The sequence below is a fragment of the Oceanicaulis sp. LC35 genome (genome assembly GCF_052055585.1).
Taxonomy (GTDB): Bacteria; Pseudomonadota; Alphaproteobacteria; order Caulobacterales; family Maricaulaceae; genus Oceanicaulis.
In genome coordinates, this window is the sequence record NZ_CP170485.1 from 1,634,936 (window position 1) to 1,647,600 (window position 12,665).

Annotated in this window: 13 protein-coding genes; 7 read left to right on the top strand and 6 right to left on the bottom strand. The window is 64.1% G+C overall.

Annotation, left to right across the window (positions count from 1 at the left end; translation table 11 throughout):
- The first annotated feature begins 7 nt into the window (after positions 1-7).
- From ACFELO_RS07735 to ACFELO_RS07750, 4 genes are read left to right on the top strand one after another with little or no spacing between them, the layout of a single operon-like run.
- The gene (locus tag ACFELO_RS07735; RefSeq protein ID WP_440957201.1) at positions 8-1,465 is read left to right on the top strand and encodes an oligosaccharide flippase family protein; all 1,458 of its coding nucleotides are present in this window, start codon (positions 8-10) and stop codon (positions 1,463-1,465) included.
- The gene (locus ACFELO_RS07740) at positions 1,462-2,400 is read left to right on the top strand and encodes a glycosyltransferase family 2 protein (RefSeq protein ID WP_440957202.1); all 939 of its coding nucleotides are present in this window, start codon (positions 1,462-1,464) and stop codon (positions 2,398-2,400) included. The genes ACFELO_RS07735 and ACFELO_RS07740 overlap by 4 nt, the downstream gene beginning before the upstream one ends.
- Positions 2,397-3,188: a polysaccharide deacetylase family protein gene (locus ACFELO_RS07745; protein WP_440957203.1), complete on the top strand. Its 792-nt coding sequence runs from the start codon at positions 2,397-2,399 to the stop codon at positions 3,186-3,188. Before ACFELO_RS07740 ends, ACFELO_RS07745 begins: the two co-directional genes overlap by 4 nt.
- On the top strand, positions 3,185-4,102 hold the full coding sequence (locus ACFELO_RS07750) for a glycosyltransferase family 2 protein (protein ID WP_440957204.1): 918 nt from the start codon (positions 3,185-3,187) through the stop codon (positions 4,100-4,102). Before ACFELO_RS07745 ends, ACFELO_RS07750 begins: the two co-directional genes overlap by 4 nt.
- On the opposite strand, the gene ACFELO_RS07755 is transcribed toward ACFELO_RS07750, so the two are convergent.
- From ACFELO_RS07755 to ACFELO_RS07765, 3 genes are all read right to left on the bottom strand, one after another.
- A complete protein-coding gene (locus ACFELO_RS07755) occupies positions 4,099-5,349 on the bottom strand; it encodes an O-antigen ligase family protein (RefSeq protein WP_440957205.1) in 1,251 nt (416 codons plus the stop codon). The two genes, ACFELO_RS07750 and ACFELO_RS07755, sit on opposite strands and share 4 nt — an antisense overlap.
- Positions 5,346-5,963, bottom strand: a complete 618-nt coding sequence (locus ACFELO_RS07760; RefSeq protein WP_440957206.1) for a hypothetical protein — start codon at positions 5,961-5,963, stop codon at positions 5,346-5,348. The genes ACFELO_RS07755 and ACFELO_RS07760 overlap by 4 nt, the downstream gene beginning before the upstream one ends.
- A gap of 68 nt (positions 5,964-6,031) precedes the next feature.
- On the bottom strand, positions 6,032-7,516 hold the full coding sequence (locus ACFELO_RS07765; RefSeq protein ID WP_440957207.1) for a GumC family protein: 1,485 nt from the start codon (positions 7,514-7,516) through the stop codon (positions 6,032-6,034).
- Positions 7,517-7,598: 82 nt separating this feature from the next.
- Between ACFELO_RS07765 and ACFELO_RS07770 the strand changes: the two genes are divergently transcribed.
- Positions 7,599-8,330, top strand: a complete 732-nt coding sequence (locus ACFELO_RS07770) for a polysaccharide biosynthesis/export family protein (protein ID WP_440957208.1) — start codon at positions 7,599-7,601, stop codon at positions 8,328-8,330.
- A 57-nt stretch (positions 8,331-8,387) separates the two neighbouring features.
- Here the strand turns inward: ACFELO_RS07770 and ACFELO_RS07775 are convergent, their stop codons facing one another.
- The 3 genes from ACFELO_RS07775 to ACFELO_RS07785 form a co-directional block, all read right to left on the bottom strand.
- Complete coding sequence (locus tag ACFELO_RS07775) at positions 8,388-8,660, bottom strand: hypothetical protein (protein WP_440957209.1); 273 nt, start codon at positions 8,658-8,660, stop codon at positions 8,388-8,390.
- 174 nt (positions 8,661-8,834) lie between these two features.
- Positions 8,835-10,334 carry a hypothetical protein gene (locus ACFELO_RS07780; protein WP_440957210.1) on the bottom strand — a complete coding sequence of 500 codons (1,500 nt, stop codon included), beginning with the start codon at positions 10,332-10,334 and terminating at the stop codon, positions 8,835-8,837.
- Between the two features lie 72 nt (positions 10,335-10,406).
- On the bottom strand, positions 10,407-11,132 hold the full coding sequence (locus ACFELO_RS07785) for a glutathione S-transferase family protein (RefSeq protein WP_440957211.1): 726 nt from the start codon (positions 11,130-11,132) through the stop codon (positions 10,407-10,409).
- A gap of 114 nt (positions 11,133-11,246) precedes the next feature.
- Here ACFELO_RS07785 and ACFELO_RS07790 point away from each other — a divergent pair, with 114 nt between their 5' ends.
- Both ACFELO_RS07790 and ACFELO_RS07795 read left to right on the top strand, forming a co-directional pair.
- Positions 11,247-12,200: an isopenicillin N synthase family dioxygenase gene (locus ACFELO_RS07790; RefSeq protein WP_440957212.1), complete on the top strand. Its 954-nt coding sequence runs from the start codon at positions 11,247-11,249 to the stop codon at positions 12,198-12,200.
- A gap of 2 nt (positions 12,201-12,202) precedes the next feature.
- Positions 12,203-12,622, top strand: coding sequence for a hypothetical protein (locus ACFELO_RS07795; RefSeq protein ID WP_440957213.1), 420 nt, complete (start codon positions 12,203-12,205; stop codon positions 12,620-12,622).
- The last annotated feature ends 43 nt before the right edge of the window (positions 12,623-12,665 follow it).

The window sequence follows — 12,665 nt, forward strand, 5'->3', positions numbered from 1 at the left end:
AGCGCCCATGCTGAATCGACACCTTCTGGCTTATCTGCCGGTCTATCTGGCCCAGGCGCTTGTCGGCTTTGGCAGCGTGGTGGTGTTCACCCGCATTCTGTCTCCCGACGCCTACGGTCAGTACATGCTTGTGCTCACCGGTTCGGCGCTGATCAGCACGCTCATCTTCACCTGGCTTGACGCCGCCGTGGCGCGCTATCACGCCCGCGCGGCCGCTCGCGGCCGTCTGGGCGGGCATCTGTTCACCGCCCTCACCCTGTTTGCACTGATCGCTGCGCCGGTTTTGCTGGTGGGGCTGGTGCTCCTCTTCGCTCTGGACCTGGCCCCGAGCCTGAAGACCGCCTGCACCTATGCGCTCGCCTATATGCTGCTGCGCGCCGGGGTGATGATCGCCCTCGAAACCCGCAGGGCTGCAGGCGAGGCCTGGCGCTATTCGCTGCTGGAGACGTTCTCGCTGGCGGGTGGCTTCGCCTTTGGCGCGGCTCTCACCCTCTTTACAGATCTGGGCTCCGCCGGGCCTCTGGCCGGGCTGGCTCTGGCTTCGGGACTGGCGCTGGTGTTCGACCTGCCTGCGCTGGCGCGCAAGGCGCATAAGGACCGCGCTCATCGCGCCCGGATCACGGCCTTCTTCGCCTATGGCGGTCCCATCGCCTTTTCCCTGATCTTCGAGCAGCTTCTGACGAGCGGCGACCGGTTTCTCATCGCTGCCTATCTGGGGGAAGCGGCTACGGGGGCCTATTCGGCAGGTTATGCGCTGGCGGATCGCTCACTCAGCATCATCTTCCTGTGGCTGGGTATGACAACGGGCCCGCTTCTCATCGCCGCGCTCGAGCATGAGGGGCGCGCCTCCGCCCAGACCGTGGCGCGCCAGACCGGCGCGCTGATGGGCGCCATCGGCTTTCCCGCCGCCGCCGGACTGGCGCTGGTATCGCCCGACCTAGCGCGTCTGATGATCGGCGAGAATCTGGCCGCAAGCGCCGCCTCCATCGTGCCGCTGATCGCCCTGTCGGGACTGATGAACGGCATCATGACCCACTACTTCCACACGGCTTACACGCTGGGACGGCGGACGGGCTCCATGGCCTTCATCATGACCGGCTCCGCCGTGCTGAACCTGGTCTTGAACGCGGCGCTTATTCCGCTTCTGGGCCTTCATGGCGCAGCCTGGGCCACCGTGGCCGCCTATGGCGTCGCGCTGATCGCCTGCGTCTTCCATGGCCGCACGATCTTCCCCATGCCCATCCCGGTGCGTGAATGGAGCAAGGCCGCGCTGGCGACCGCGGGCATGAGCGCCGGCGTCCTGATTGCGCCCTCGGTTGGCCCTGTCCTCATCGATCTCGCCCTTCAGATCGGCGCCGGCGTGATCGTCTACGCCCTGATCATGCTCGCTCTCAATGGTCTGGGCGCCCGCAGCTGGATCAAGTATAAACTCACGGCGCGGCTTGCGCGGAGGGCGACCGCATGACCGCCCATCCGCTTGAACTGACGCGCTCTTCGACGTCGACTGCACAATCGGTCACGCTATCCGTGCTCATCCCGTTTTACGGCGATGATCCGCGCCCGTTGCTGGAAAGCCTCGTCGCACAGGCACAGCCGGGCATCGAGATCATCCTGTTTGACGATGGCGCGCCTGACACAGTGCTGTCTGACGCGGTGACACAAGCGGTCACCCTCGCAGACGCTGCGGTGACCTTGATCACAAGCCCGGTCAATCAGGGACGGTCGTGCGCCCGGAATGCCCTCGCCAACGCCGCTCTCGGTGACTGGCTGCTCTTTCTGGACGCCGACATGGAAATCAATCCGGGATTTGTGAACCGGTGGCGTGAGACTGTAGAGGCGACCGAACAGGACGCCCTTTTTGGCGGCTATGCCCCGTGTGAGCCCCGGTCCGAGCATGAACACGTCCATGCCGCCCTCGCCCATGCCTCAGATGCCGTGGACGCGGAAACCCGCTCATCTCAGGGCGCCTTCGCGGTCTGCTCCTCCAATCTCGCTGTGCGCGCCAGCCTGTTTGCGCAATGCCCCTTCGATGACGGATATACCGGCTGGGGTTGGGAAGATGTGGACTGGGCGCTCAGCGCCGCACAGATCGGCTCGCTCGGCCATGTGGATATTCCCGCCGCCCATGGCGGCCTGCAGGCGCCTGACGAACTCTTGGCCAAATTTGACCGCGCCGGCGCCAATTTCGCGCGGCTGCTGGACCGGCACCCCGCGTATGAAGCGCGTCCCGGCGCGCGATTGGCCCGTAAACTGCAAGCAAGCGGAATGGCCCTGCCAGCCCGATTGATCGGACGCAGCCTGGCCTTGTCCAGCTGGGCGCCGATCAAGGCGCGCGTGCTGGCCTTGAAACTCTTTCGTGCGGGCGCTGCCGCCCGCGATCTGCCCAGGGGGCGAGCATGAACCAGACGGCGTATAACCCTGACGAGGTTGTCTATCGTCCGCGCGGCGGACTGACGGGTCGCGTCCAGAAGCATTTCGCGCGGCGGCTCGGCGTCACCCCCCTGAAAATCAAGCTCGATCGCCCGATCATCACCTTCAGCTTTGATGATTTTCCCAAGACCGCCATGGAGCTGGGCGCAGCGCGTCTGAAAGCGCGCGGCTGGCGCGGCAGCTTCTTTGTCAGCGGCGGCCTGGCCGGGGTCAGCAATCATCACGGCGATCTGTTCGATCCCGAGGATCTGGAAGCGCTGCAAGCGGACGGACATGAGATTGGCTGCCACGGCTATAGCCATCTGGACGCCTCGCGCCTGACGGCCGAGGCCGTCGCCTCCGATGCGGCCCGCAATCGCGCCTTCCTCAAGGAAGCCGGCCTTCATCGCGCACCGGCGAGCTATGCGTTTGCGTACGGAGAAGCGACCCCGCAAGCCAAGAAGCGACTGCTTGAAACCTATTCATCGCTACGCGGCGTGCAGCCGGGCATCAATCGCGGCATTGCGGACCGCGGGCTTCTGAAAGCCATGCCGCTGGATGGCGGCGAAGCCGGGCTCAAACGCGCGCTTGCAGCGGTCAAGGAAGTGCGCCGCAATCCGGGCTGGCTGATTTTCTACGGCCACGACATCAGCAAGTCCCCGTCGGAATGGGGCTGCACGCCGGAATTCCTTGATGTCGTCCTGCACGCCGTCGAACAATCGGGCGCGCAGGTGCGCACCCAGTCTGAAGCCCTCAAAGCGATCCTGGCCCGTCAATGAGCGTCGCCGTCCTGATCCCGACCTATCGCCGCAATGATGCGCTCGCCAATGCCGTGCGCAGCGTGCTGGTGCAAACCTGTCTTCCGGACGAGATCATTGTTGTCGACAATGATCCCCAGGGCGGCGCCCGGGAGACGGCGGAGCAGCTTTCCATCAATGCAGCGACACGGATCGTGTATGTGCACGAACCGCGTCCGGGCGTCTCGAATGCGCGCAATGCCGGCTTCACCCGGACCGATGCCCGCTTCATCGCCCAGCTTGATGATGATGAAACGGCGGATCCGCACTGGCTCGAGAGCCTGCTCTCTGCGCGTGAATCGCTGGACGTGCCAATCGTGTTCGGCCCGGTGGTGTCGCAAGTCTCTTCAGACGTGATTGGCGCCGTGCGCAGCGCCTATATGCAGCGCCTGTATTCGCGTCTGGGCGCGTCAAATGACCAGGTGATCGAAACCCCACATGGCTGCGGCAATGCGCTGTTTGACCGCTCCGGTCTTGATCTTCCTGATCCGGTCTTTGATCTGGCCGCCAATGAAATCGGCGGCGAGGATGACTTGCTGTTCGCGCGCTTGAAAGCCAAAGGCGCGCGCTTTGGCTGGGCGGCGAATGCCCGCGTGTTCGAGCACGTTCAGGCGCCGCGTCAAAGCTGGTTCAAACTCTTTGAGCGCAGCTTCGCCTATGGCCAGGGTCCAACCCAGGCCTGCGCCTCGGCCCATCCTGCAAATTGGGCAGGCGTGGCCTTCTGGATGATGGTGGGCGCGGCTCAGCTCTCAATGTTCGGTCTGGCGGCGCCTGTGGCGCGACTGGTCTCCGCCAAAGCGGCGGCGGCCTGTCTGGATCGCGCTGCGCAGGGGCTGGGCAAGCTGGTCTGGGTCGAGACGCTTTCACCCCGCCTTTACGGCGCCAGCGCGGCCTAGGCCTCGCGTCGGGCCGCCAGCTTGCTGAAGGTGATGCAGAACAGCGTCCAGGTGAAGCCGTTCGTGGTGATGAAGATACTCTCGGACATGCTGGTCAGGCCCCAGATCGCCATGGCGGGCAAGGCCCAGTAAGCCTCAACGCCGGCAAACAGGCGCTTCAACGCTGACAATAGACCGCCCAGATACACGATGAACGCCCAGAGCGCGCCCGGCACGCCAAGCGCCAGCGCGATCTCAAGCCAGGAATTGTGCGCCGATGGCACTTCCCACTGGGTCGCCTGCCGCACCCAGTACACCGGGCCATCCTCGACCAGCCAGAACACGCCCCAGCCAAAACCCGTCCAGGGGCGCATCTGCACCGCCTGCAGCAGACCGATCCAGATATCCGTCCGCCCGGTCAGGGTCGGATCTCGCCCGAGGGCCTGCAGGATGACGCCGGGCCCGATCGCGATGACCAGGCCCAGAGCGAACACGCCGAACAGGGCGCTGAAGACGGCAAGGGCGGCCATGATGAAACCCTGACGGGCGAAATAGATCATGACGGGGCCAGCCACGCCGATCATGCAGGCCATAAGCGCCGTCTTGGACGTCGACATCAGCACCAGAAAGACCGCCAGGATCACCAGAGCGCCCCAATAGCGCACCTCTCGGCGATGCGGCGTGGTGAAGGCGGCGGCCATGCCGCTCATCGCGGCAAGCGCCATAACCGCCCCCATGCGGTTTTTCTCAAACCACAATCCCGACCACGCGCCGGGGTGAATTTCGTGCATCACCCCATAGGCCGGAAACAGGACGGACATGAGAAGCGAGCCGATCGCCAGCACCGCCAGAGACAGCGCCAGCAGGCGGATCAGATCGCGCCAGCTGAACCGGCTCGCCATCCACAGGCCGAACAAAGCCGGGAACAGAACGCCCAGCCCCCGACGCAGGGTGAGCCCCGGATCCAGTGACCAGTAAGCCGAAACCAGCGGCAGACACGCCAGAACCATCAGCGGCCAGGCGCGCGCCATCAGGCCCAGCACCGGCATGGGCCGCATAACGATCAGGATCAGCGTCAGAAGATAGACCGGCGGCCAGATCAGCCGCAGGATCGGGCTGCCCTCCTCGTCCCCGCCAAACAGCTGGGACAAGAGCGCGCTCGAAAACAGGAAGATCACCAGAACCGCCAGACCGGCTTCCAGAGCCTGCGCGAAACGAAAGCGCGGCAGATGCCCGCGCCAGCGATCCGCAAGGGCGAAGGCGCTCACGCGTGTGTCGCCGTCCGGGCGGCGCGATTGACCACCACGCCCCAGACCTGCGCTCCCTGCTCGCGCAACACATCCGCCTCGGCTTCACAGCGTTCACGGCTGTCTGTGCGGGCGTTGGCGACGAGAATGACGCCATCCATGTTCGGCGCCACCAGCGGAATGGCGGCGCTCTGATAGGAGGCATCCACCAGCGTCAGCCCGGCGCTGCGGCGCGCCTGCATCCAGTAATCGGGCGCGTCCAGAAAGGTCAGGCTGCGGATCTGGCCCGGCTGGCGCTCGAACCGGCTGATATAGATCGGTTGATCCTCGACCCGGCGCAAAGCCACGCGTCCCGCATTATCCGGGACCGTGCGCCAGAACCGTCGTCCGGACAGGGCGCCCGAATAGGCATGACCGTTCAGCCGAAAAGCGTCTGATTGAGGATTGTTCTTGAAATCAAGATCATAGAGCCAGATCGGCTTGATCCCGGCGCGTACACTGGCGCGCGCCAGCCCTGCAGCAATCGTTGAGGCGCCGGCATGGGCGCTGACCGGGACGACCATGACGGCGCGCGTATTGGCGCCCTGCGGCGTCAAGCGCCGGGCCAAGCCGTCCAGTTCAACCTCGATGCTCATACGCACAGCCACGCCTGTTTACCCAACACACAGATGTATGCGCGAATGGTTAACGGAGCCCTGTCAGATCAACGCGTATCACTGACCCGCGCGAGGACCGGCAAAGGCGTCCGCTGCCGGGTCCGGACAGGCGCATCATGACGGGGTGTCGGGTCCGGCTCAGGTTCAGAACTCTCTGCACGCGTCTGCGGTTCAGGGCGGCGGGGCGCGGGCTCGTCCCGCACCGTGATCACATAGCCGCGGATCAAGCCCAGCAGCAGCGCAATTCCGCCCGCCAGAACGCCGACCGCCATAACGGCCAGCTTGCGCTTGGAGGAGGCCTGAACCGGCGGAGTGGCGCGCGACACGATGCGGATGGCGTCCGCGCCGCCCGGAGGCATTTCACGACGCGCCAGCGCATCCGCGGCCTGTACAGACAACTGGTCAGCCGCCGCGGAGCGCGCCGCCACCGCCCGGGTAAGGCGGTCATACTCGGACTGCAAATCGCGCAGGCGATCCACTTCTGTGCGGGCGTCACGCAGCTGGGCGTTCAATGAGGCGGCGAGCCGCATTTGGCCAGCAGCCTGGGATTCCTGTTGCAAGCGGGAAGATTCAAGCTCTTGCCAGATGGGGTTCACGCCGGTGCGGCGCTGGCCCTGCCCGTTGGCGCGCCCTTCCTCGACAAACCGCTCCAGCGCCTCGATCTCGCGCTGAACCGCCACGACAGGCGGCGCGTCCGGCTGATAGCGCGCCATCAGTTCGGCCTGACGCACCTGCAAGTCCAGAAGCTGACCCGTGACGGAGTTTTCAACATAAAGCTCAATTGTTTGCGGAATGTTCTGCAGGCGATCCTGAAGCGCTTGCGCCAGGGCGCGCGCCTGCGCGGCATCCGCGTCTGCACCCAGTTTTCGGCCCTGGATATCCGCCAACCGCCCAAGGGCCGAGTTCAGCTCGGTTTCAAAATCGGTGATGTCATTGTCCGCCAGGAAGGCACGCAGCGCCGTTTGCGCCGTGCGGGCGTCACGCTCGGCCGCATCCAGACGCGCCTGCACCCCGCCTTCATTGCCGCCTGTCAGCAGTTCGACCCGATACCGCAGATAGGCGTCGACGATGGCGTTGACGGTATTGGCGGCGACGACCGGATCCGCATCCTTGAATGTCGCGATCAGAAAGCTGGCGTTCGGAGCCCGGCTGACCGCAAAGCCCTCGCCCAGCGTTTTGAGCTGTTCAGGATCAGCATCCCCTGTCAGCGCCACCAGCATGCGCCGCTTCACTTCCTCGGAAGCCAGGAGGTCCGCTTCGGACTGCATGATCTGGTCAAACATGAATTCACCGCCCGCCCCGGCCGCGCCCGGGGTCAGGTCTTCATCATCCATGATCACCAGCAAGCGACTGCCCGCGGTATAGGTCGGGGTCAGGCTCAGATAGGCCGCCGCCGCCAGCGGGATAAAAATCAGAAGCGTAATCAAGATGATGAACAGACGCTGCGTCCATGCGATCGCGACCAGATCCACAAGATCCAGCTCGCGCCGCGCCCGCCCGTCGGCGGTGGAGTCAGAAGGTGTTGACGTCATAGGTGCATCTGGCGCGATTGCGCTTAATTTTTCCTTAGCCGCCGCCTTTCATGGTGAAGATCTGATTAGGGGAGTTTCAGGCATGGCTTCGCCAACACGACGGTCTGTCTTGTCCGCACTGGGCGTTCTGGCTCTAGGCGCCTGTTCCAGCGCGCCCCGGCAAAGCCCGGCGGCGGGCTTTGAGCCCAGCCGGTTCCAGACCTGGAGCGACTCAGATCCGGCCTATCGCCTGTTCCCGGGGGATGAGGTCGAAATCACGGTGCATACCGCTGAAGAGCTGAACCGCACGCTGGCCATCGGCCCGGATGGCCGCGTCAGCCTGCCGCTGGCCGGCTCGGTCATGGTGGCCCAGATGACCGGACCCCAGGCGGCGCGCGCCATTGCTGACCGGTATGCCCGCGTCCTGCGCGACCCGATTGTCGAAGTGCGGCCGGCATCCTACGGCGCCCAGCAGATCCTGGTCGGCGGCGAGGTCCGCAGTCCGGGTGTGTATGAGATGATCAGCCCGCGCATGGGCGTGCTTGAAGCGCTCACTCTGGCGGGCGGCGCCAATAATCGCGCCCGTCTCAGACAGGTGGTCGTCCTGCGCCGCGCAGAGAATGGCGGCGTCATGATGCGTACGGTCGATATTCGCAACGCCCAGAGGGGCGCGCCCACGGATATGATCCCGCTGGCCCGACACGACATCGTTTTTGCGCCCCGCACAGCAATCGCTGAAATCAACGATTTTACAGAGCTTTACATTCGAAACATCCTGCCGCTCGACAATGCGTTTGCATACGCGCTCGCCGATCAGGTGTTCAATTCCAATTAGAGGAATGCAGACGGATCGAGCCTGCCGCTTCTGTCGGCGATCATGGCTCGATCTGTCCTAGTGCCGCGTGGACAGCCACTCACGCGCCGCAGTCAGAGCGGCGGCGATCTGATCGCCATCCATCTCGGCGGCGACTTCGCTGCGGTAGTATTTCGCGGTGTCCGAGCCCATCAGAGAGGCCAGGTTGAACCATTTGTGGGCTTCAACGTAATCGATCACGCCGCATTGGCCGGTCGAGTACAGAAGGCCCAGCTTGCAAAGATCCTCGCCCGTCGGGTCCATTTTGACCGCGTCGTGAACTTGCGCCGTTTCCACATCCGTGAAAGCCATTTTAGTCTTCCCATCGTTGGCGAAGGGCCGGACTTTTCGTCCGTGTCGCCTTCGCATCCCACCATGCACCCGATGCCTTTTCGGTGGCCCGTTGTGCACGATCACAATGCGCTCGATGTCTGACTACAGGGTTAAAGAGTCTCAAGAATAACGCCGATTAACCCTTTAATTCCGTTAGAGATTCCTACCCAATATTAACCGGCTGACCTCGCCGTCGAGCCGTTCCAGCGCGCCCGGCGCACCGCCTGAGCGCCGAAAACGCCCTTGAATCAAAACGATTCCGAGAAGCAACAGGGCCAGTCCCGCCAGAACGCAGGCGAGCACAAACTCGGGACGGTCAAATTCGGCGCTGAAAAAAATTTCGGACGCGTCGAGAGCGACAAGTTCATCGCCCAGAACGATGCGCCCGGCGAGCAAGCGCCCCTCGCTGATCGTGCTGAGACGGGCCAGCGCCAGCACATCCGCATCGGTGTGCAGAACGTCTGAAACCCTCAGAGCAACCAACGCGCCCTCTTCACGCCGGATCTGGTCGTAGGCCGAGAACCAGGCGTTTCGGCGCGCGGCGTCCAGCTCCGCCGACTGATGAAACTCGGCCTGCGCCCGCGCACAGCTCGCCAGACAGGTTTCCGGGCGAGCATGGATCCGGTCCGCCTCCGCCAGGACCGGCATCAGGGCGGTCAGAAGTTTCATCTCCCCTTCCGCCCCGGATGGGCCCAGCATCAGCTCTTCCAGCCACGCGCCCTCCAGCCGCCCGGCTGCGCGCGCGGCAAGCGCCAGACGGACTGACGACGCCTCAAGTTCATCGTCATATAGAGACAAGGCCAGCGCAGCCCGGATGGCGTCCGGCGCTTGCCGCCCAAGAGGCACACGCTCACAGGCCGACACGCGCTGGTTCTGGGCGCGCGCCAGGGCGCAGCCCTGGACAACCAGCTCTCGCGCATCCGGCAGCACGAGCGCACCGTCTGACGCGCCCGAACGGGTCACGCCCGGCAGATTGCCCAGATTGAGCGCCAGACCTTCGGGACTATGAAACCAGGCCTGAGCCGCGTTCAGGCTTGGCCCGTACAACGCCTCGGCGCGCGCATAGCGCCGCTGAACCTGAGGCGAGGCTTCCTGAAGCCAGATGGGGTCTCGATGGTTGGACGTGTCCTGTAACCGGGCTTCAAGCACGCCCGTGATGATGTGCTGACGCCGCCAGACCGGCATGGCCACCAGGTCCGCCTGCATCAGCTCCGGTCGACGCTCGGCGCGCATGAGATGAAGCGCCAGCGCTTCACGGCCCATCAGGTCTGGCAGGCTGAGGGCAAAGCTGCGGGCGCGCGGCAGGTCTGGCGTCCCGGACCGCACCGGAGCGAGCGAGGCGTCCAGCTCGCTGCGCCATTGGGTCAAAGTCGCCTTACCGCCCTGTGTGTGCACGGCGTCGTGCAGGGCGGCCTCAAACCTGTCCGAGAGGGATTGAGGCGGCGTCAGTGCGCCCGCAGGCAGCGCGTCGAGCCCCCGATAGAGACAGAAGAGTGCGCCCGCGCACAGGCTCAGGAAAAGCACGGGCCGGAACAGGGCGAACAGAGCGCGCCAGATCAGATAGACGACAACCCGCCAGCGCTCGACAAGCCAGGGCGAGCGAGCGCCATAGCGTTCACTATAGGTGCGAGACGGTGTTGTCCCAGCCCTCATCAGATTTCCCCCTGCCCTCAACCGCCAACCTAAAAGGCGGATGCGACAGGGGGAAGCCCGATTTACGTTTGATCAGGGTTTGGCGCGCTGACCGAACAGGACGGCGCGGGCCTTTTTCATCTCTTCGCTGTCTTCAGCCAGCGACTTGAACAGGTCCTTGCCGACCGCACGCCCCGCCTTCACCGCCTCGCGGGCGCCGACCCGTTCATGCCAGGCTTTCAGGCGCGGGAACTCGTCCAGATTCTGGCCCTGGCCTTCGGGCAGGATCCACGGCCAGGCCGCCATATCGGCGATGGAATAGAAATCGCCGGCCAGATAATCGCGGGTCTCCAGATCGCGCTCGATCACGCCGTACAGGCGGTGCACTTCATTGGTGTACCGGGTCTTGCCGTATTCGAGCTTGCTTTCGTCAGGCTCGATCTTCTGGGCATAGGTGCGGAAATGGTGCGCCTGACCACACATCGGGCCCAGACCGCCCATCTGCCAGAACAGCCATTCCTCGACGGCGGTCTGCTCACGCAAATTGGAGCCATAGAACTGGCCGGTCTTGCGCGCGAGATATTGCAGGATGGCGCCACTTTCAAAAACCGAGATCGGCTCGCCGTCCGGGCCGTCAGGATCAATGATCGCAGGCATGCGATTGTTCGGGCTGATTTTCAGGAAATCCGGTTCGAACTGCTCGCCGATCCCGATATTGACCGGCTTGAGCTCATAGGGCAGGCCCATTTCCTCAAGGGCGATACTGACTTTCCACCCGTTCGGAGTGGGCCAGTAATACAGTTCGATCGGCTTGCTCATGGGGGTCTCCCTGCCCTGATAGTCGGCTGTGAACGTCCTATGTCGGCGCCTGCGACCATTCGTTCAAGACATACCATCTTCACGAGCCCGCGAGGGAGCGCTAAAGAGCCCGCCATGACCGATATCATTTTGACCGACCAGAACCTCGAGCCGGTATCATTCAAGCTCGCCGGCCAGGACCCCGAAGCCTTCGCCCGCGATCTGGGCGCCAGCTTCCGTGAAACCGGCTTCGCCGTCATCAGCGACCACCCTGTGGATCCGGCTGTGATCGAGCGCGCCCTTGAAGACGCCAAGGCGTTCTTCGCCCTGCCCGACGCGACCAAGCGCGCCTACGCCGTTGAGAATGGCGGCGGCCAGCGCGGCTATACGCCGTTCGGCACCGAGAACGCCAAGGGCATGGACCAGAAGGACCTCAAGGAATTCTGGCACCATGGCCGGGACCTGCCTGAAGGGCACAAATATTCCGACGTCATGCCGCCGAATGTGCCGGTGAAAGAGATCGCCCGGTTTGATGAGAGCATCCAAGCGCTCTACGCGGCCCTCGACGAAATGGGCGCGGTGCTCCTGAAAGCGTTGGCCAAGGATCTGGGGCTGGAGGAGAGCTGGTTCTCCAACACCGTCAATGACGGCAACTCGATCCTGCGCCTTCTGCACTACCCGCCCATCGACGGCGATCCGGCCGGCGTGCGCGCGGGCGCCCATGAAGACATCAACGTGATCACCCTGCTGCTGGGTGCGGAAGAAGCGGGCCTGCAGGTGAAGACCAAGACCGGCGCCTGGCTGCCGGTGCAGCCGCCCGAAGGTGCGCTGGTCATCAATATCGGCGACATGCTGCAGCGGCTGACCAACCATGTGTATCCATCCACGACGCACCGTGTGGTGAACCCGTCAAAGGATCGCATGGGCTACTCGCGCTACTCCACGCCCTTCTTCCTGCACTTCAATCCGGACTTCCTGATTGAAACCCTGCCCGGCTGCATCAGCGACCAGACCCCCAACCGCTATCCCGAACCCATGACAGCGCACGACTATCTGCTCGAGCGTTTGCGTGAAATCGGGTTGATGTAGGCGTGACGGACGCAGCCCTGACGCAATCGCTCGCCAGCCGGGCCCGGTTGTTCACGCGCCTGTTTGGCGTCGGGTTCGCCAGCTGGCAGGCGGGAGAAGCCCTGATCGCCTTTGGTCTGATCGGGGTTGGCTTTTCTGTGTCCGGCATCGGCATGGGCGTGACCATAGTCAGCCTGATCCTGCTGGCGGGAACGGTGCTGCACGCCCGCAAGGCCAAGGCGTTTGACATCTTCAAGTCAAAAGCCGTCGGCCCGGCCTCACGCAGCGCCATCATTGCCCTCGGACTGGCCATGGCCGTCTCGGCGGGGTTGATCGGCCTTGCTCAAGCGCCGCAATCACCGCTGATCGACCTGATCATCGCCTCGCCCGTACTGGCCTTCTGCCTGCATTTTGCACAGATCTTCAAACCGGAGGCCGACTAGACGTCCGACCCGCAAAATGTTACCTCAAGGTGACATTTGCAGG

Coding starts and splice junctions, on each gene's coding strand:
- ACFELO_RS07790 (WP_440957212.1), top strand. CDS start 11,247: ATGACCGATATCATTTTGACCGACCAGAACCTCGAGCCGGTATCATTC.
- ACFELO_RS07750 (WP_440957204.1), top strand. CDS start 3,185: ATGAGCGTCGCCGTCCTGATCCCGACCTATCGCCGCAATGATGCGCTC.
- ACFELO_RS07765 (WP_440957207.1), bottom strand. CDS start 7,516: ATGACGTCAACACCTTCTGACTCCACCGCCGACGGGCGGGCGCGGCGC.
- ACFELO_RS07775 (WP_440957209.1), bottom strand. CDS start 8,660: ATGGCTTTCACGGATGTGGAAACGGCGCAAGTTCACGACGCGGTCAAA.
- ACFELO_RS07760 (WP_440957206.1), bottom strand. CDS start 5,963: ATGAGCATCGAGGTTGAACTGGACGGCTTGGCCCGGCGCTTGACGCCG.
- ACFELO_RS07745 (WP_440957203.1), top strand. CDS start 2,397: ATGAACCAGACGGCGTATAACCCTGACGAGGTTGTCTATCGTCCGCGC.
- ACFELO_RS07740 (WP_440957202.1), top strand. CDS start 1,462: ATGACCGCCCATCCGCTTGAACTGACGCGCTCTTCGACGTCGACTGCA.
- ACFELO_RS07735 (WP_440957201.1), top strand. CDS start 8: ATGCTGAATCGACACCTTCTGGCTTATCTGCCGGTCTATCTGGCCCAG.
- ACFELO_RS07780 (WP_440957210.1), bottom strand. CDS start 10,334: ATGAGGGCTGGGACAACACCGTCTCGCACCTATAGTGAACGCTATGGC.
- ACFELO_RS07785 (WP_440957211.1), bottom strand. CDS start 11,132: ATGAGCAAGCCGATCGAACTGTATTACTGGCCCACTCCGAACGGGTGG.
- ACFELO_RS07770 (WP_440957208.1), top strand. CDS start 7,599: ATGGCTTCGCCAACACGACGGTCTGTCTTGTCCGCACTGGGCGTTCTG.